General features: G+C 62.3%; 17 protein-coding genes. 11 read left to right on the top strand and 6 right to left on the bottom strand.

Translation table 11 applies throughout. The features are described from left to right. Positions 1–11 precede the first annotated feature (11 nt). The 8 genes from BHE01S_RS10205 (at position 12) to BHE01S_RS10240 (ending at position 8,197) form a co-directional block, all read left to right on the top strand. On the top strand, positions 12–1,607 hold the full coding sequence (locus BHE01S_RS10205) for a UbiD family decarboxylase (protein WP_042263679.1): 1,596 nt from the start codon (positions 12–14) through the stop codon (positions 1,605–1,607). Positions 1,608–1,678: 71 nt separating this feature from the next. After that, entirely contained in the window at positions 1,679–2,683 is a 1,005-nt protein-coding gene (locus BHE01S_RS10210; RefSeq protein ID WP_042263408.1) for an ABC transporter substrate-binding protein, read from the top strand. Positions 2,684–2,735: 52 nt separating this feature from the next. After that, positions 2,736–3,323 (top strand): UbiX family flavin prenyltransferase, encoded by a 588-nt coding sequence (locus BHE01S_RS10215; protein WP_042263410.1) that lies wholly within the window; start codon positions 2,736–2,738, stop codon positions 3,321–3,323. Positions 3,324–3,468: 145 nt separating this feature from the next. Continuing rightward, positions 3,469–4,197, top strand: coding sequence for a GntR family transcriptional regulator (locus BHE01S_RS10220; protein ID WP_042263412.1), 729 nt, complete (start codon positions 3,469–3,471; stop codon positions 4,195–4,197). A gap of 138 nt (positions 4,198–4,335) precedes the next feature. Further along, positions 4,336–5,331 carry an ABC transporter substrate-binding protein gene (locus BHE01S_RS10225; protein ID WP_042263413.1) on the top strand — a complete coding sequence of 332 codons (996 nt, stop codon included), beginning with the start codon at positions 4,336–4,338 and terminating at the stop codon, positions 5,329–5,331. Positions 5,332–5,404: 73 nt separating this feature from the next. Next, positions 5,405–6,679 (top strand): aromatic ring-hydroxylating dioxygenase subunit alpha, encoded by a 1,275-nt coding sequence (locus BHE01S_RS10230; protein WP_042263415.1) that lies wholly within the window; start codon positions 5,405–5,407, stop codon positions 6,677–6,679. Continuing rightward, positions 6,672–7,175, top strand: a complete 504-nt coding sequence (locus tag BHE01S_RS10235) for an aromatic-ring-hydroxylating dioxygenase subunit beta (RefSeq protein WP_042263417.1) — start codon at positions 6,672–6,674, stop codon at positions 7,173–7,175. Before BHE01S_RS10230 ends, BHE01S_RS10235 begins: the two co-directional genes overlap by 8 nt. A 14-nt stretch (positions 7,176–7,189) precedes the next feature. Beyond that, a complete protein-coding gene (locus BHE01S_RS10240) occupies positions 7,190–8,197 on the top strand; it encodes a D-2-hydroxyacid dehydrogenase (RefSeq protein WP_042263419.1) in 1,008 nt (335 codons plus the stop codon). A 161-nt stretch (positions 8,198–8,358) separates the two neighbouring features. Here the strand turns inward: BHE01S_RS10240 and BHE01S_RS10245 are convergent, their stop codons facing one another. From BHE01S_RS10245 to BHE01S_RS10265, 5 genes are all read right to left on the bottom strand, one after another. After that, on the bottom strand, positions 8,359–8,628 hold the full coding sequence (locus tag BHE01S_RS10245; protein WP_157025278.1) for a hypothetical protein: 270 nt from the start codon (positions 8,626–8,628) through the stop codon (positions 8,359–8,361). A 355-nt stretch (positions 8,629–8,983) separates the two neighbouring features. Beyond that, positions 8,984–9,451 (bottom strand): hypothetical protein, encoded by a 468-nt coding sequence (locus tag BHE01S_RS10250; protein ID WP_245639696.1) that lies wholly within the window; start codon positions 9,449–9,451, stop codon positions 8,984–8,986. A 439-nt stretch (positions 9,452–9,890) separates the two neighbouring features. After that, positions 9,891–11,318, bottom strand: coding sequence for an LLM class flavin-dependent oxidoreductase (locus BHE01S_RS10255; protein ID WP_042263423.1), 1,428 nt, complete (start codon positions 11,316–11,318; stop codon positions 9,891–9,893). Beyond that, complete coding sequence (locus BHE01S_RS10260; protein ID WP_042263425.1) at positions 11,318–12,580, bottom strand: SfnB family sulfur acquisition oxidoreductase; 1,263 nt, start codon at positions 12,578–12,580, stop codon at positions 11,318–11,320. Before BHE01S_RS10260 ends, BHE01S_RS10255 begins: the two co-directional genes overlap by 1 nt. 3 nt (positions 12,581–12,583) lie before the next feature. Beyond that, positions 12,584–13,834, bottom strand: coding sequence for an SfnB family sulfur acquisition oxidoreductase (locus BHE01S_RS10265; protein WP_042263427.1), 1,251 nt, complete (start codon positions 13,832–13,834; stop codon positions 12,584–12,586). Between the two features lie 471 nt (positions 13,835–14,305). Here BHE01S_RS10265 and BHE01S_RS10270 point away from each other — a divergent pair, with 471 nt between their 5' ends. Genes BHE01S_RS10270 through BHE01S_RS10280 form a run of 3 tightly spaced genes read left to right on the top strand, consistent with a single transcriptional unit; the run spans position 14,306 to position 16,986 of the window. Next, complete coding sequence (locus BHE01S_RS10270) at positions 14,306–15,337, top strand: aliphatic sulfonate ABC transporter substrate-binding protein (RefSeq protein WP_042263428.1); 1,032 nt, start codon at positions 14,306–14,308, stop codon at positions 15,335–15,337. A 30-nt stretch (positions 15,338–15,367) separates the two neighbouring features. Beyond that, positions 15,368–16,234 carry an ABC transporter permease gene (locus BHE01S_RS10275; RefSeq protein WP_042263430.1) on the top strand — a complete coding sequence of 289 codons (867 nt, stop codon included), beginning with the start codon at positions 15,368–15,370 and terminating at the stop codon, positions 16,232–16,234. Then, complete coding sequence (locus BHE01S_RS10280) at positions 16,231–16,986, top strand: ABC transporter ATP-binding protein (RefSeq protein ID WP_042263432.1); 756 nt, start codon at positions 16,231–16,233, stop codon at positions 16,984–16,986. Before BHE01S_RS10275 ends, BHE01S_RS10280 begins: the two co-directional genes overlap by 4 nt. A gap of 47 nt (positions 16,987–17,033) precedes the next feature. On the opposite strand, the gene BHE01S_RS10285 is transcribed toward BHE01S_RS10280, so the two are convergent. Next, positions 17,034–18,521: an MFS transporter gene (locus tag BHE01S_RS10285; RefSeq protein WP_042263434.1), complete on the bottom strand. Its 1,488-nt coding sequence runs from the start codon at positions 18,519–18,521 to the stop codon at positions 17,034–17,036. Positions 18,522–18,592: the final 71 nt, after the last annotated feature.

Below are 18,592 nucleotides of genomic sequence, written 5' to 3' on the forward strand. Positions count from 1 at the left end.
TGGAGTTCAGTATGAACGAGAACTTTCGCGAGTTCCTGGAACGGCTGCGCGTGGCACAGCAACTGGTCGATATCCGGCAGCCCGTCGATATCCGCCACGTGGGCACGCTCGTCGACCAGAGCGACCGGGCGCTGCTGTTTCATAACGTGATCGGCTACGACATGCCGCTGCTGTCGGGCATTATCCGCACGCAGGAGCGCGCGATGATGGCAATGGGTTGCGACAGCTACTCCGAAATCGAAAAGATGCTGGCGCATGGCATCCAGAACCCGATTCCGCCTAAATACGTCGCCACGTCGGCCACGAAAGAAGTGATCTACAAAGGCGACGATGTCGATCTGTTCCGTCTGCCCATTCCGATGTCTTCGATTTTCGACGGCGGCCCGATGATTACCGCAGGTATCGTGATTTCGCGCGATCCGGAGTATGGATTGAACAGCGGCATCTACCGCTTCATGGTCAAGGAAAAGGCGCTGAGCGGTATCGACATCGTAACGCCGAACAATATGCGCATGTTCGCGCAGCGTGCCTACGAACAGGGACGTCCGTGCCCGATCTCCATTTCGATCGGCAACCACCCGATGGAAATCATGGGCGCCGGCTATCGCGCACCGATCGGCGTGGATGAAATGGCGATCGCGGGCGGCATTCGCGGCGTGCCGGTCGAACTGGCGCCTTGCGAGACTGTCGATCTGCCCTATATCGCCGACTCGGAAATCGTGATCGAAGCGGAAATCCTGCCGACGGGCTGGACGCAACCGGAAGGCCGTTTCGGCGAATTCACCGCATTGATGGGCGGGCTGCACTGGAATCCGGATGTGCGCATCAAGGCGATCATGCATCGGCGCGACGCGATGTATTACTCACTGCACATGCCGTGGGAAAACACGTGGCTCGCGGCACCGACGCGCTATCAGGCGATCCGCAGCGCGCTGCGCACGGCCGGCGTGCAGGTGAAGGACATCAACGTGACATTGGGCGGTCGCGCGTTCTGGCATGCGGTCATTTCGATCAGGAAGCAGGCGGGCGAAGGCAAGAACGCGCTGCTGGCGGCGCTGTCAGTGATGGATCTGAAGCACGTGGTGGTGGTCGATGACGACATCGACGTGTTCAACGGCGAGCAGGTGGAATGGGCGATCGCGACGCGCGTCCAGGGTGACCGTGATCTGATCGTGATTCCCGGCGCGCGCGCGAAGCCGCTCGACCCGAGTCTGCCGGTGATGCCGCCTGGCATGGTGCCGACGGGCGCCAAGATCGGTGTCGACGCGACGATCTCGGAAGGCATTCCGCACGAGCGCTACGAGCGCATTTCGTATGCGTACGCAGACACGGCGAAGATCGCGGACTACGTAGGCGGGAAGGCGGATACGGTGCATGTGTCGGAGCCGGAACAGGTGGAGGAGGCCGCAGCCGAAGCGCTCGCGCTCATCGGCGAAGCACCGCTTTACTACACCGCACTCGCCGAACGGCTGTCGAAATACGACTTCCGCACGCTGGCCCGCGCGCTCGGCGAACTGCATGAACGCAAGCAGTTGTGGAAAACCGCGGAAGGCAAGCTGTGCGTGCGCGGTTCGCGCTTCGACGCCGTGCCGCCGACGCGGCGCTGATTGCCGCGATGTGGTTCAGTGTGCTGTGCGGGCCGGCAGCGCTCCATCCACCCCATTAATGAGCTGACCTGATGCAACCTTACTTGCTTGCAAGGCGTGTGCTGTTTGCCGCCGTGATCTCCCTGCTCGCACTGTCCGCGCAGGCCGCGCCGCTGCGCATCGGCTACTGGACGAGCGGCGTGAGCCTCGGCCTCGGCGCCGTGCTGGAAACCGGCGATTTCCTGAAGAAAGCCGGTATCGACGACGCGCGTTTCGTGCACTTCGCCGAGGTCAACGCACCAGCGAGCGGACTTGCCGCCAATGTGATCGACGTGAGTTTCAGCGTGGCGGGCGCGAGCGCGTTCAGCATCGCGGCGACCGGCGTGCCGATCAAGATCTTCGGAGCAACGGCACCGGCCGATGTCACATTTGTCACGCCCGCCGATTCGCAGATCCAGTCGATCGCGCAACTGCGTGGCAAGAAGATCGGCATGTCGCCGTCGGGAAGCTCGGTCGCGTTGATGACGGCTGCGGTACTCAAAGCGAATTACGGCTTCAACTCCGGCGATTATTCGCTGGTGCCGGGCAACGAGGCGCGCCTCGCGCAGTTTCTCGTGCAGCATCAGGTCGACGCCGCGGCGTTGCGCTCCGTCACGGTCGCACAATTGACGGAGGTGAAGACGCGGCGTCTCGGTACGCTGGTGGAAGAATGGCACAAGCTGACGAGGTCCGATGCGATGCCCTATCTGGGCGTGGCTGCGGCACGCACGGAATTGATCCAGCGCGATCCGCAATCGGTCGCGAAGCTGATCGTCGCGATTCACAACGCAATCGCCTGGGGCAACGCGCATCCGGATCAGGTCGCGGCGATCCTGCAGAAAGTTGCGAATCTGCCCGCAAGCGACGCGCAGATCTATGCCGCGCATTGGGCCGAGCTGAACAGCATTTCCTTCGAACCAGTCGATATCGACACGCTCAAGCGCGAGCAGCAGATCTTCGCTGCGAGCGGCTCGATCAAAGGCACGCTTCCGCCCGATGTATTCGTCACCGGGCCGTACGAAACGGCAAAGAAGATCATAGCGGGTCAAAAGCCGTGAGGACGCGTTTGCGCGGGCGTTGGCCGCATCTGGTCGATAAAGGAGATGTTGCATGAGATCCCAATCCGCAGCACGGCGCCGCGTCGTGGTCGGTATCAGCGGCGCTTCGGGCGCGATCTACGGTGTGCGTTTGCTTCGTCTGCTACGCGAGCTGGAGGTGGAGTCGCACCTGGTGGTCAGCCGTTCGGCGCAGGTGACGCTTGCGCAGGAGTTGCAGATGCGGCTCGCCGATCTGCAGGCGCTCGCGGACGTCAACTATCCGAACACCGATATCGGTGCGGCGATTTCGAGCGGCTCGTTTCGGGTCGACGGCATGATCGTTGCGCCGTGTTCGATCAAGACGCTGTCGGAAGTGGCCACCGGCTGCACCAGTTCGCTGCTTTCGCGAGCGGCAGACGTGATGCTGAAAGAACGTCGCCGTCTCGTGCTGATGGTGCGCGAAACGCCGTTGCATGCGGGTCATATCCGCAGTCTCGCGGCCGTCACGGACGCCGGCGCGATTGTCTATCCGCCAGTGCCGGCGTTCTACGCGCTGCCGGAAACGCTCCAGCAGATGGTCGATCATACGCTCGGGCGCGTGCTTGACCTGTTCGATATCGAATCGCGAACCATACGCCGATGGAGCGGCACTGCTGACTGATAGACGGTGCGACAGGGCGTGCCTTTTTGTGTTCAGTTTACTTCCCTATATGCGTCTCCTAAAATGACTCGAGGTTGGTGAGGTGCCTACAGAATGACGTAAGCATAATAAACAGCCATTCCTGGATAGAGCGTACGGGAGCGACATGGAAGGAAAAGTAATTTATGGGGGCAACGCCGCGGCCGAGGGCAAGTTGCTGGGCGAGTCGACTTATCTGGCCATGCGGCAGGCGATACTCTCCTGCTCGCTGAAACCGGGCAGCATGTTGACCGAGGCTGCGCTGATGGAGCAATACGGCGTCGGCAAGTCGACGTGCCGGTTAGCGCTTGCGCGTCTCACGCACGAAGGGCTCGTGCGTTCGGTGCCGCGACACGGCTACGTCGTCGTACCGGTCACCCTGAAGGATGTCGAGGAGGTGTTCGCGCTGCGGCTCATTCTCGAACCCGAAGCCGCGCGGCTCGCGGCCGGCAAGGTGGACGCGAAGGCGCTGATGCGGATCGATCGCGCCGCGCGCGGCAATACAGCGTCGAAGAATCACGGCAACCGGATCGGTTTTTTCCTCGAGGCGAACCGGGAGTTTCATCTGGTGATCGCAATGGCATCGGGCAACGAACGTCTGGTGCGCAGCATCTCGGTGCTGTTTGACGAAATGGCGCGGCTGGTGGCGCTTGGTTTCAGCGACGAAGACGACAGCCCGGAAATCGCCGACGATCACCGCCAACTGGTCGAGGTGCTGTCGGCAGGGGACGGCAAGTCGGGCGCGCGTATTACGCGCCGGCACATCGAAAAGTTTCGCGACATGACGATGGAGCGTGTGCTGCGCAGCATGAAGCAGGACTTCGCACGCGCTCCGCTGGTTGCAATGGGCAAGTAATGCGGAGGTTCCGCCTTTTCAGGCGGAATCTCTCGATGAATGGTTGCACCGTGATTTATGTTTTGATAAGGACATTTAGTAATCCTTCAAAGACGATGCTGGGGAGGCCGGCCACGTCGCTACTTCAGGCAAAGCACCATGAAATCATTTCGTTCCGTTCTAAAGGCAGCATGCGCACTCGTAATAGCCGGCGCGTGCCTTACCAGTGCGTATGCGGCGCCGCTGCGTGTGGGCTACTGGACCAGCGGCACCAGCCTCGGTTTCGGCGCCGTGCTCGAAGCGCAGAAGTTCTTTGAGAAACAGGGTCTGCAGGTGCAGTTTCTCCACTTTCCGGACGTGAACGGACCGACTACCGCGCTGGCTTCGAACGCGATCGATCTGGCATTCGGCACCAGTCTCGCGGGAGCATTCAGCCTGAGCCAGCAGGGTGTGCCTGTCAGGATGGTGGCCGCTACGCAGATTGTCGATGCGGAAATCGTCGTGCTCGCGGATTCGCCGATCCACTCCGCGGGTGAACTGCGCGGCAAGAAAGTCGGCATGTCGCCAATCGGCAGTGCGACCACTGGCGTCGGTACCGCCGTGCTCGACGGCAATTACGGGCTCAAGCTTACCGACTATCACCTGGTTGCAGGCGACGAGCCGCGTCTTGCGCAGTTCCTCGTTCAGAAGAACGTCGACGCCGCCGTCATCCGTCCCACCACAGTGGCGCAGGTGCCGGACAGTGCGCAGAAAGTCCGCGTCATCACGACTTTGTCCGATCAATGGAAACAGATGACGAAAGCGAGCACACCGCCCTATATCGGTGTCGCCGTGATGCGCAGCGAGTGGCTCAAGGACAACCCGGCAGATGCGGCGAAGGTGCTCGCGGCGATGCGCCAGGCGCTGGCCTTCGGCGCGGCCAATCCCGACGCTGTCGTGGCGATACTCAAGAAGGCCGGCAACATGAGCGACGAGGGCGCGCGTTTTTACGGCGACCACTGGACGACCATGAATACGGTCTCGTTCAAATCGGGCGACATCGACACACTGAAACGCACATTCGAGGTTTTCAAGGCCGCCGGCACGCTGAAGGGCGAGCTTCCCGCGGATCTCTTCTATCAGAAGCCGTATCTCGACTCGGAAGCAGTCAAATGAGCGGATATCGGGAATGGGCCAGCGGCCACCGCCGCCGCCGTGGAGTACGGGTTTTCATCAACGGAGCAGCAATATGACGGAAAAGTGCGACGGTACGGTCGCGACTATTGGATTTCCGGCCAGCCGGATCCGCTGGCCGGAAGAGGGCATTACACGTGTGCCGCTACGTGTGTTTTCCGATGCCGCAACCTACGAGCGCGAGCAGGATGCCGTGTTTCGCGGGCCCACATGGAGTTTCCTCTGCCTCGACATCGAGATTCCAAACGCGGGTGATTACATCACGACCAAGGTCGGCCATACGTCGGTAATTGTCGTGCGTCGGCAGGACGGCACCATTGGTGCGCTCGTGAACAAGTGCGTGCACAAGGGCTCGGTGCTTTGCTACGAAGCGCAGGGGCACCGCAAGCGTCCGAACTTCGTTTGCCCTTATCACAACTGGGTCTATAACTTCGACGGCGAACTGACGAGCATCGCATTCGAGAAGGGCGTGCAGGGCAAAGGCGGCATGCCCGAGGATTTCGACAAATCGAAGTTCCGTCTGACGAAGCTGCGCGTGGAGACCATCCGCGGCCTCGTGTTCGGGTCGTTTTCCGAAGAAGCCCCCGCACTAAAGGACTATCTCGGACCGACAATGGTGCGGCACATGGAGCGCACGCTATATGGGCGGGTAAAGATACTTGGCCGCTATAGTCAGGTGATGCACAACAACTGGAAGCTCTACATCGAGAATAGCCGAGACAATTATCACCCGAGCCTGCTACATGCGTTTTTCTCGACCTTCAAGATCAACCGGCTGTCGGCGGAAGGCGGTACGTTGCAGGATGAAGACAGCCGGCATCACATCACCTTTACGAAGCGCTATACCGACATTGGCGATCAGGCATACGACTCCGGCGTGATTCGTGCGATGCGCGACGATTTCGGTCTGAAGGATCCTTCGCTGATCGATCAGTGGATGGAGTATCCCGATCAGATCACCAATGCGATCCAGAGCATTTTTCCGGGCTTCGTGCTGCATCAGATCATGAATTCCATTGGCGTGCGGCAGGTGGTGCCGCTCGGCGTGGATCGATGCGAACTGATCTGGACCGTGCTCGGCTTCGAGGAAGACACACCGGAGCAATCGCTCATCCGGCGCAAGCAGAGCAATCTCGTCGGACCCGCAGGTTTTGTGTCGATGGAAGACGGCACGATTGGCGCGTTCGTCGAAAAGGGTATTCGCGGGGATCTTGACGACGCCGCCGTGATCGAGATGGGCGGCAAGGGCACCGGCCCGATGGCGACCCGCGCAACCGAAACCTCGGTGCGCGGCTTCTGGAAATTCTATAGAGAACTGATGGATGTCTAGCACGACGCGCTACCCCGACCTGGAGGTCAGCACCCAGACGGGCGCGAGTATCGCGCGCCTGATGGCCCACTATTGCAGTTCGATCGACAATGGCGCCTTCGACCGCTGGCCGGAGTTCTTCACCGAAGATTGCACTTACCGTATTCTCACTCGCACCGATTTCGAAGCGGGTCGCGATTTCGGCATCTGGTTCTGCAACACGCGCGGCATGCTGCTGGATCGCGTCAGTTCGATCCAGTCGGTTAACGTGTTCGAGCCGCATGTCTACCGTCATGTACTTGGACCGACGGAAGTCGTCAGCGTCGAAGACGGGCTGATCGGCTGCGAAACCAGCTACATGGTCGTGCGAACCGGCTATGAAGGCGGCATGGTTGTGTTCAGCGCCGGACGTTATATCGATCAGATCGTAATCGAGAGCGGCCGCGCGTTGCTGCGTGAGCGCACGGTCGTCACGGATTCGTGCCGCTACGACACGCTCGTTGCTCTCCCCCTGTAAGGATGTCGCCCCGGATGACCGAACCTGCCCGCCGATACCGGCTGCACCTCGAAAGCCAGCGGCGTCAGTCGCCGGCCTTTCATCTTCACGAAGCCGTGTGGCAGGTCGCCTGCGCGCGGCATGCCGATCTCGCACAGCAAATCGACGTGACGTTCGGCTGGGACGGCGAGCGGTTCGCGCGTCCGCTCGACGACGTCGACTTCCTGCTGGCGTCGAGATTTCCGCATGAGGTGGTGAACGACGCGCCAGGTCTGCGCTGGATTCACACGACAGGTGCCGGCGTCGATCAGTTGATGCCGCTCGATCGTCTGCGCCGCGACCTGATTCTGACGAACAGTAGCGGCATTCATAGCGACAAGGCGGCCGAATACACGCAAATGGCGGTGCTGATGCTGAATGCGCAACTGCCGGCCGTGTTGCACGGGCAGCGGGAGCATCGCTGGGACGCGCGGCTGACCACGTCGATTCGCGGCAAGACGGCGCTGATAATCGGTTTCGGCGATCTGGGCATGGCAGCGAGCCGCGCGGCACGTGCGCTCGGCTTGCGAGTGGTTGCATTGAACCGGAGCGGTGCGGCACCGGCGCAGGCGGTGGAAGCAGTCGATGTACTCGCAACGATCTCCGTACTCGACGACTGGCTGCCCCAGGCCGACTTCGTCGTTATCACGGCGCCGCTCACGCCGGAGACACGCGACCTGCTTTCCGCCGCGCGCCTCGCCCGCATGCGGCCCGGTGCGGGCGTCGTCAACCTTTCGCGCGCGGCGCTGATCGACCATGCGGCGTTGTTCGAGCGATTGCATTCAGGAGAGTGCGGCGGCGCGCTGCTCGACGTATTCGATCCCGAACCGTTGCCGACGGACCATGTGGCGTGGGACGTGCCGAGACTCGTCGTCACGCCGCACATTTCGTGCGACTCGCCCGATTACAACCTGCGGGTCCTCGAACTCTGGTTTGCAAATTTCGCGCGATTGCTGCGCGGCGAACCGCTGGGGAATATCGTCGATCGTTCACGCGGTTATTGATCCGGCACACAGGGCGCTATCGCGGGTGACCGACCCTGAGCCGTGGAGCGAGCTTGTCGCACAGTGGATTCGGAGCGCCATGAAGACTCGCGTGCCGCCGCCTGGTGTCTGCTATGAGCATCGACATGGCACTCGCTCTCTGAGGAGAGAGGCCGTAACCGCTACGTTTTATCGGCACTGCCTTCCAGCGCCCATTCGCCATCCTGCGTGCGGCGCAACACGCCTTGCAGATTCAGTGCATCTAGCTCGAGCGCTATTTTCCTGCCGTCCGTGCTGCCGAGCGCCTTCATCAGTTCCATGAAGAATAACGGACCCGCTGCCAGCGCGTCGCGCACGCTGCCAAAACGCTTGGCCACCGACGAAGCGGCGAAGAGTGGCGCGAAGGCGCGCCAATTTTTCAACTGTCTCGGTCCGGCCAGCCAGATCCCCAAACCGCCAAATTACGCCACTTATGACAGTAACGCTGGGCTTTCCCGCAACAAAACGCCACCTTGCGGTGGCATTTTGTTCGGCCGAAAGAATATCGAACCGCTTACGATTCTGAGTTCTCAGTGCGCCTTGACCGGACTCGTACCGTCGCGCGATACGTCTCGCGGGCGTTGTTCCCCGCAAGTGCGCCGCTCTCGGCCGCAGCCTCGGTACGCTGAACGAGCGCGGCGACCCCGCGTTTTTGCAGCGCAATCAACTTCGGGCGAAGCTTGCTAGATGCGTTCAAAGCCACAAAAAGCTCCTTCATCAGATGCCGGGCGGGTAACACAGCGAAATGTTGCCCCCAATTCGCCGCGCTCAATTTCGCGCCAGCCTATTACATAACGCGTCCAGTTTCCCAGTCTGAGGCATGTAGAAGTATTGGTCCGTCGCCGGGAAGGCGTCGGCGTGCGCCAGCAGCGCCATACCGAGCGCCTCGCTGAACTGCCAGATCTTCGTGGGATCCGGCGGCGGCCATTTGTCCGGGTAAGACATGGTCTCTCGGTCCGCCTCGGCGCGAAAGAATTTGACCAGCCGTGAATCCGGGGCTGGCACAAAGCCTCCGTTCCAGGCGGCGGCGGTCTCCCTCACAAACTGCTCGTCCTGTCCCGCGTAGATCTTCACATCAGCGAGAAAAACAAAGTGCCGGGTCCCGTCAAAGTCGATTCCGCTAGCCTCAACGGTCGGGTCGAGCTGAGTCGGCCCAGCGATTCGCAATATTCGGGGGCCACCGGCATCCAGCGGGAAAAGCGCGGCGAGCAGGGCGTCGCTCACGTATTCGATCATAGACTGCTTGCTCCACTAACGGGTCACGTCGATTTTCGCATTGTGGGCGGCGAGTCAAGCGGCCACAGTCAAGCCAAGGTTGCCTCAAGGCCCGGGCGCATCGGACTTTGCAATATGCCATAACAGCGTATCCACGATTTCCGGGGCCGCTGCATGGAAGTATGGGTACGATTATGGGTATGTGACGGTTCGTCGAGGTGGGAGTCATACCTGGCGGCGCTTTCCGGGCGGGAGTTGTAGTTTGCCGCCTTCCGCCCCATGGGCCTTTCGGGCCATTCCGGCTTTTTCTCTGCTGATGTCCTGTAGCGCGCTGATTTTAAGGTGAATTATGGGTAATGACGTGCTCGCGGCTACCCGTTGGTCGGCGCACGGCCGAAATCGGACTTGCCAAGATAGCGCGTATCGCCGGAAGTCGGCAGAAACCAGAAAATATCGAGACTCATGAATGCTCCTTCGCGAGGCGTTCGTGGACGCCCTTTTGATCGGTCGTATCGTTGGATGGGTTCGCCGGGGCAGGGCGGCGGAAGGCTGCAGCCGCATGCCGCTCTGGCAGATGATCGCCCTCGCCGAAAAATCGCTGGCGCAGCGTACCGTCGGCGTACGCGGTCTTGTAGAGGCCACGGCTTTGCAATTCGGGCACGACGAGATCGATGAAATCCTCATAGCTCTCGGGCACCACCGTGCGGCTCAGATTGAAACCGTCGATACCCGTCTCGTCGATCCATGCTTCCAGCTCGTCCGCCACCTGCGCGGCACTGCCCACAATCGCGGGATAGCGTCCGCCGAGCTCGAACATCTCGAGCAGCTTGCGGCGCGTCCAGCCATGCTGTTTCGCCGTGCGCGTGGCCGACTCGATGGCATTGCCAGGCGTGTAGTCGACCGGCGAGTCGAGATCGTATTGCGAATAGTCGATGCCCGTGCTCGCCGCAAAATGTGCGAGCCCGGCTTCGCGGCTCGCGTAGTGCAGATAGTCGGCGTATTTCTCGCGCGCTTCGTGTTCGGTCTTCCCGGCCACGACGGCGGTGCCCGCGAAGACCTTGACGTCGTCGGGACGGCGTCCCGCCTGCGCGAGCTGTTCGCGCAGGGTCTGCACCGTTTCGCGCGCGACCTTGCGGTTCGGCGGCGAGATGAATACGCATTCGGCGTGACGCGCGGCAAAGCGCTGGCCGCGTCCGGAACTGCCCGCCTGGAACAGGACGGGCGTGCGCTGCGGCGACGGCTCGGCAAGGTGATAGCCGTCGACGTTGTAGTAGCGTCCCGCATGTCGAACCGCATGCACTTTGGCTGGGTCCGCGTACACGCGCGCTGCCTTGTCGCGCCGCACGGCGCCTGCCTCCCAACTGCCTTCCCACAGCTTGTAGAGCACATCGAGATACTCATCCGCGCGCTCGTAGCGCTCGTCGTGCGCTAGCTGTCCGGTCCGGCCCATCGCACGCGCCGCGCTGTCGAGGTAACCGGTGACGATATTCCAGCCGATGCGTCCTTGCGTCAGATGATCGAGGGTCGAGAAGCGGCGCGCGAGCAGATAGGGCTGCTCGTATGTGAGATTGACAGTGACGCCAAAGCCGAGATGTTCGGTGACGGCGGCCATCGCCGAGACCAGTAGCAGTGGATCGTTGACGGGCAACTGGATCGACTCGCGCAAGGTCACGTCGACGTTGTGCTGATAGACGTCGTACACACCGACGATATCGGCGAGAAACAGTCCATCGAACAGGCCACGTTCCAGCGTGCGGGCAAGATCGGTCCAGTACGGCAACTGACGATAATCAGCCGAGCGGTCGCGCGGATGCGTCCACAAGCCGTGATTGATATGACCCACGCAGTTCATGTTGAACGCATTGAGCAAAATCTGTTTTCTTGCCATCACAAGGCTCCGTGCCGCGGCGGCAGCTTGTCGTTGAGGTAGAAGTTGCCCACCGCGTGATACTTCCAGCGCACGGGATCATGCAGCGTGTGCGTGCGGGCGTTGCGCCAGAAGCGGTCGAGGCCGAGTCCGTCGAGTGTCGCGGACGTGCCTGCCAGTTCGAACAGCCGCGAGCCCGCGTCGAGCGAGATGGTCGTGCTGAGTGCGCGCGCCTGCGCGACAGCGACCGACGCCTGTGCCACCGAACGCTCCGTCGGCTCGGCCTGCGCCGCATCGACAAACCGTCCCGCACGGCGCAGCAACGCCTCGGCTGCGCGCAGGCGCACGGCCAGATCGCCGAACTGCGTGATGGTCAGCGGATCGTCGGCGGCGCGGTCAACCCTTGCGTCGATCCAGGGCCGCGCGTGCTCGCGCACGAAGTCCAACGCGGCGTGGAACGCGCCGCGCGCCTGCCCGAGATCGATTGCGGCATGCATGATCTGCGCGAGGGGTCCGATGGTCGTCGGACGTTCGAACGAAGCCTGAAACGGCACGACCCATTCCGGTTCGACGTGCACATGGCTGAACCGAACCGAGCCGCTGCCTGTGACCCGCTGGCCGAAGCCGTCCCAGTCGTCGATCACGTCGACGCCTTGCGCATCGCGCGGCACGAACGCAAGGTAGGTCAGGTCGTGTCCGCGCTCTTCCGTGATCACGAGGGTAGGAATCCAGTGCGCGTAGAGTGCGCCCGTGCAATAGAACTTGCGCCCGTCGATATGCCAGCCCGCTGCCGTGCGCGTCAGTCTCGTACGGCGCCGGAAATCCTTGTGGCCGGTTTCGGCCAGTGCGTTGCCGAAGCGCTCGCCTGCCAGTACCCGGTCGTAGAAGAAGCGCTGCTGCGCCTCGTTGCCGCCGACGCGCAGCACTTCGAGCGCATAGAAATGATTTTGCGGAATCTGGCCGAGCGAACCGTCGGCAGCCGAGACCGTCGCCGTCACTTCCGCGAGCGTGCCGCTGCTCACGCCCGCACCGCCGAATTCACGCGGCACGGTGATCGCCCACAGCCCGCTCGAGACGAACGCGTCGAGTTCGGCCCACGGCAGACGGCGTTCGCGGTCGCGTGCGGCGGCGTCGGCTGCGAAGGCTTCGGCGAGACGCCGTGCAACACGCAGTGCATGCGCATCGTCGAGGATCCGGTCGGGCGTGCGTGACGCACGCGATTCGGGCGGGGCACCGCGCGTCACCGCGCTGTCGCGCGTTTCTTCAGACAGATCGATAGTCATGGTTCAGTTCCACGAATGCCGCGCAGGCAGCACGTGATTCAGGTGATAGTTGCCGAGTAGATGCAGCTTCCAGCGCACAGGGTCATGCAGCGTATGCGTGCGGGCATTGCGCCAGTGACGGTCGAGGTTGTGCGCGGCGCGCGTCGAAGCGGACCCGGCCAGTTCGAACAGCTTTTCGCTCGCATCGAGGGCGATGCGCGTGGTCAGCACTTTGGCCTCGGCAACGGCAACCGACGCCCGCGCGCTGGCTTCGGCGTCGATCGGCGCGCCGGCGATCGCATCGAGCGTATGGCCCGTTTCCAGCAACACTTCGCGCGCAGCGTGCAGATCGATCTGCAAACGGCCGACGTCGGCGATGATGTAGGGATCGTCCGTAGCGCGATCCAGGCCGGAATCGATCCACGGTCTCGCGCGCTCGCGCACGAACGCGAGCGTATCGGCGACGGCTGCCTCGGCGATGCCCTGATCGATCGCGGCCTGGATCAACTGCGAGGTCGGACCGAACAGGCCGGGGCGGTCGGCGAGTTGCCAGATGGGCAGAACATCCTGTGGATCGATGCGGACGTCGTCGAAAATCACCGTGCCGCTGGCCGTGGTGCGCTGACCGAACGAGCGCCAGTCGTCGATCACGCTCAGACCCGGCGCATCGCGCGGCACCCAGACCTGCACAGCGCGTCCTGCATCGTCCGTCGCGCGCGCCGGGACGCGATGCGCGAACAGCGCGCCCGTCGAATAGAAACGTTTGCCGTCGAGGCGCAAGCCGTCTGGCGTTTCGCGTAGACGGGTCGTGCCTTGCAGGATCGTCGACGATGTTGCAGAGCGGCGTTCCGGTCCCGCATTGCCGAGCCGGCGGCCGGCCAGCACTTCACCGTACAGGCGCGCTTTCTGCTCGTGCGTGCCGATTTCACGCAGCACACCCAGCACGCCGAAGTGATTTTGCGGAATCTGGCCGAGTGCGGGATCGGCAGCGCAGAGGATCACGAATACTTCGGCCAGTGTGGCGTAAGAGACATCCGCGCCGCCGTATTCGCGCGGCACGGTGATTGCACCGAGTCCGCTTTCGGACCACAGGTCAAGTTCTGGCCATGGCAGGATACGCTCGCGGTCGCGCTCCGATGCGCCTGCTGCAAAAGCCGCCGCCAGAGCGTGGGCGGCCGTGAGGGCGGCGGCATCGTCCGTGATGTGCTTCACGTGCGCAGGGTCCGGACTGCGCGGCAACTGTGTTGCGGCAGAGGAAGATTCGACAGTAGACATATGGGCTCACACGAACTCGAAAAAGCCTTTCAAACCCCTCGCTCGCCACGCAGACGCCACGGCTCGTTTCGGGCAAGGCCAATCCTGTATTGGACCAGTCCAGACGAGCGAGTCCTACTATCGAATCTGGAATTGCTTATGACGGGTGCCGATTTTCGAATGACGCAGACGGCACTCGCCCGTGCGTCGTCGAACATCTGCACGGCGCGCGCTGCCAGCAGCCGCTGCTATCGAGTTCGACCGAGGACTTGCCATAGTGGCGCAAAACGTGCGGGTCCTTGCTAGCAGCCTGCGGTCGAGTGCTTGAATGCTTATACGGAATAATGCTTTGAATCCGGCTCAGCCGAAATTCAGGCACTAATTCTGGAATAGCGCCGGGACTGCTTTGATTCTGAACTTTAATTGGTTCGCAGATGCGACCGGCTTCGCTACATTGGCCGCTTACGTCACAAGCGATCATAAGGACAATCGATGGCATCGGTTCGAGGCTTTGCATTCTCAACACGGACGCGCCGCGCGCTCGTTCTGCGCCAGATCATGACGACGGCAGCCGCCGCGCTCGCGCTGTGCTACTTCGGCAGCACGCAGGCCGCGCCGCTCACCGAACTGAAGCTCGACTACGCGTATTACTCGCCGGAAAGCCTCGTGATCAAACGCAATGGCTGGCTCGAACAGGCGTTCGCCGCCGATCATACGCAGGTCAAGTGGGTACTGAGCCTTGGCAGCAATCGCGCGCTGGAGTATCTGAATAGCGGCGCTATCGACATCGGCTCGACAGCCGGTCTCGCCGCAGTGCTTGGCAAGGCAAACGGCAATCCGATCCGTGCCGTCTATGTCTTTTCGCGCCCTGAATGGACGGCGCTCGTCGTCCGCAAGGACTCGCCCATCAAAAGCCTTACTGATCTGAGAGGCAAGAAGATCGCGGCGACCAAGGGCACTGATCCGTTCCTCTTCACGTTGCGCGCATTGCATACCGTGGGTCTGACGCGCGATGACGTTGAAATCGTCAATCTCCAGCATCCGGATGGGCGCACGGCGCTCGTGAACGGACAGGTGGATGCATGGGCCGGGCTCGATCCGCATATGGCGGCAGCAGAAGTCGATAACGGTGCGCGCCTGCTATACCGCAACATCGACTTCAACACATGGGGTCTGCTCGACGCGCGTGAAGATTTCATTCAGGCGCATCCGGACGCGCTGGCGCGTGTGTTGAAAGTCTATGAAAAAGCGCGTGGGTGGATTGCCGTACACCCCGACGATACGGCGAAGATCATCTCGGAGGAATCGAAAGTGTCGCTGGCAGTGGCGAAGTTGCAACTCAGCCGCAACGACTTCAGCCATCCGCAACCCGGCGCGCAGCAAGTTGCCGCGCTCAAGGCAGCCGCGCCAATTCTGGTCGACGAACAACTCGTAAAAAGCGGCACCGACCTGAATCAGGTCATCGACGCGCTGATCGATTCGAAGCTCGCCCAGCCCGTCATTGCGAGCAACGGCGCGCAATGACGCGCGCGGCGACCCGTACAGGCATTCCCCATGGCCGCCACTGAACGGACACTCGCGCTAGACACGCGCGACTCCTTGCCGGGTTCCACAAGCCAACGGCCACGGTCCAGGCGTCCACGCGACACACTGCGATGGTGGCGTTACGCAGGCTTTGCAGTGCCTGCCGTATTCCTCGCCGGGATCGAACTGCTGGTGCGCGGCGGTGTGCTGCCGGCGCATCTCGTGCCTGCGCCGAGCGCCATCATGCAGACGCTGTGGGATCTCGGCGGCGCACGCGTGGCGCGGCATATCGGCGCCAGCGTCGCGCGCGTCTATGCCGGCTTCGCGCTCGGCTCGGTGCTCGCGTTGCTGATCGGCGCGGCCATGGGGCTGAGCCGCCGCGTCGACGCGCTGCTCGACCCGACGTTTCAGGCGCTGCGGGCGATTCCATCGCTGGCATGGGTGCCCATCCTGCTGCTCTGGATGGGTATCGATGAAGCGCCGAAGATCATGCTCATCGCGATTGGTGCCTTCTTTCCGGTGCAATTGAGCGTCGTCGCGGGTATTCACGGCGTGGATCGCAAGCTGATCGAATTCGGTGAACTCAACCGGCTGACGACGCGGGCGATGTTCACACGCATTCTGCTGCCCGCGTCGATGCCGCAGATTTTTACCGGTCTGCGCACGGGACTGAGTCTCGCGTGGATGTTCATGGTCGCGGCCGAACTGATCGCCGCGACGCGCGGTCTTGGCTATCTGCTCAGCGATGGCCGCGAGACGGGCAGGCCCGATCTCGTGTTTGGTGCGATCCTGTTGCTGGCGCTGCTCGGCAAACTGAGTGACGGTGCGTTCAAGCTGATTGAAACGCGCGCGCTGTCATGGCGGGATGCGCGCCATGTTTTGGGAGATACACAATGACGTTGCCGCCGGCATCGTTGCTGGAAGTGCGAGGGCTGACGCGGCGCTTCGGTGCGCGCACGGTGTTCGAGCATGTTTCGTTCGAACTGGCGCGCGGCGAGATCGTGAGTCTGGTCGGCCCGAGTGGATGTGGGAAAAGCACGCTGCTGCGGGCAATTGCGGGCCTCGACGCACATACGGATGGTTTGGTGCTGCTCGAGCGGCAAGTGCAGCGCGGTCCCTCGGACAGAATCGGCATGATCTTCCAGGAGCCAAGGCTGCTGCCGTGGCTACGCGTAGCCGAGAACATCGCGTTCGCTGCTGGACCTCGGCGTGGCGACGATCCGCGCGTCGCTGCGCTGCTGACGGAGGTTGGTTTGTCAGGCGTTCACGACGTGCTGCCGAAGCAGCTTTCGGGCGGCATGGCGCAGCGTGTTGCGCTCGCTCGCGGGCTGTTTGCAGAGCCCGATCTGCTGTTGCTCGATGAACCGTTCAGCGCCGTCGACGCGATCACACGCTCCCGCCTTCAGCGCGTGTTGCTTGCCCTGGCGCGGGCGCACGGTACGACCGCGTTACTGGTCACGCACGATCTGGATGAAGCGCTGCATCTGTCGGATCGCGTGCTCGTGCTTTCGCCGGCCGGCGACGACCGTCCGAGCCATATCGCACGCGATATCCGTATCGACGCGCCGCGGCCGCGCGATTTGCGCGAACCCAGGATGAACGCACTGCGCGACACACTACTGGAAGGTATCGCGACAGTCTTCGTGTAGTGGTGGCGTGCGGGCGTCAGGCTTTCACGCGCTGAGCGATGTTCGCATCAGCGGTTGGCGTCAGCGCTCGCACCGAGATAATCCTCTCCATCGATGTCATAACCCGACGGCTCCCAACGGATCGCGAGCAACACCAGCAGTGACGTCAACGGTGCAATGGCGATGACCCAGAACACTTTCGTACCGAGCGCGGCTGCCAGTACAGGAAACAGAAACAGCGAAATCGTCGATGCCGTGCGCACGAGGGTCTGGTTGAATCCCACGCCAATGCCGCGCAGCGAAGTCGGGTAACTGAGCGACGCATAGGTCATTGAATGGGAACCGGGGCCGAAGCCTTGCCCGAAGAGGTAGCCGCCCAGCAACAGAATCGCGACGACCACCAGCGCGCCGCCGCTCGGTTTGCCGATTAGCGCCAGTCCGATCAGCGCCGCAAATTGCAACGTATGCCCGAGAACCGTCATCTTCCACGCGCCGACCGTGGGCGCAGTGCGCACGCCGATCAGCCCGCCGACGAACGCAAATACCAGATTCAGCGTGAGCGAGGCGACGATCGTCGTTAGCGGACCTTGCGCGAAGAAACTCGTGATGATGACAGGCAAGCCGAAGATGATGGCGTTGTAACCGAACGACGACGCGCTGCCGATGACGGCGGCGAGTATCGTGCGTTTGCGGTACGTGGCGTTGAAGAGTACCCCGTAGTTTCGCCATGAAGCCCGGCGAGGTTGTGCGATGGGTGCCGGGCTCCGCTCGACGACGGCATCCACGCCGTAGGTTCGCTTCAGGATGCGCGCCGCGCCTTCCAGATCTCCATGGTTGGCAGCCCAGACGGGCGACTCGCTGATGTAGCGGCTGCGCACCAGGATGATGACGATGGCGGGCACCGCGCCGAACGCGAGCGTGAATCGCCACAGCCAGCCAAGCTGATGCTCGGGCAGGACGGCGTACATGCCGAGAATCAACAGATAGCAGGTGCTGGTTGCCGCGTACCACGCGGGGCACCACGCGGCGACGCTTGCTGCCTTGTTGCCTTTTCCTGCTACGCGGGAGAACTCGGCGAGAAATGCCATCGCAACGGGTAGATCGAGTCCGACGCCGAAACCCATCAGAAAACGGGCGGCGCCGAGCACCCACGCATTGGGCGCGAGACCGGCTGCAATCGCCGCGACGACAAAGAACAGCATGTCCGCCATGAATACCCGATATCGGCCGATCCGGTCCGTCAGATAGCCGCCGAACAGCGCGCCCAGAATGGCGCCGAACGTGATCGCCGACGACACGAAGCCGACCTGCACGGGAGTCAATGCGAACTGCTTCGCGATGTCCTTGATGCCATAGGCGAGTGAAGTCAGATCGTAGGCGTCGAGAAAGACGCCTCCGAGCGCAATCGCGATCACGATGCGGGCATTGCTTCCTTTTGCTGCGCCCGCGTTGACGATGCGCGATACGTCCTGCGCCGAGCGGATGACGGTGGGAGCAGGGGACGTTTGTGGCGTGCAAGCGCCCGCGGTAGAGGACGGAAGAGCGACGGTGGACATGGTGAGCGTCGAAGCATGAAGTCGAGGAACCATGCATGCTAGCGACGCCATTCACGTCTGTTAAACGACGA

The sequence above is a fragment of the Paraburkholderia heleia NBRC 101817 genome (assembly GCF_000739775.1).
Lineage (GTDB): Bacteria > Pseudomonadota > Gammaproteobacteria > Burkholderiales > Burkholderiaceae > Paraburkholderia > Paraburkholderia heleia.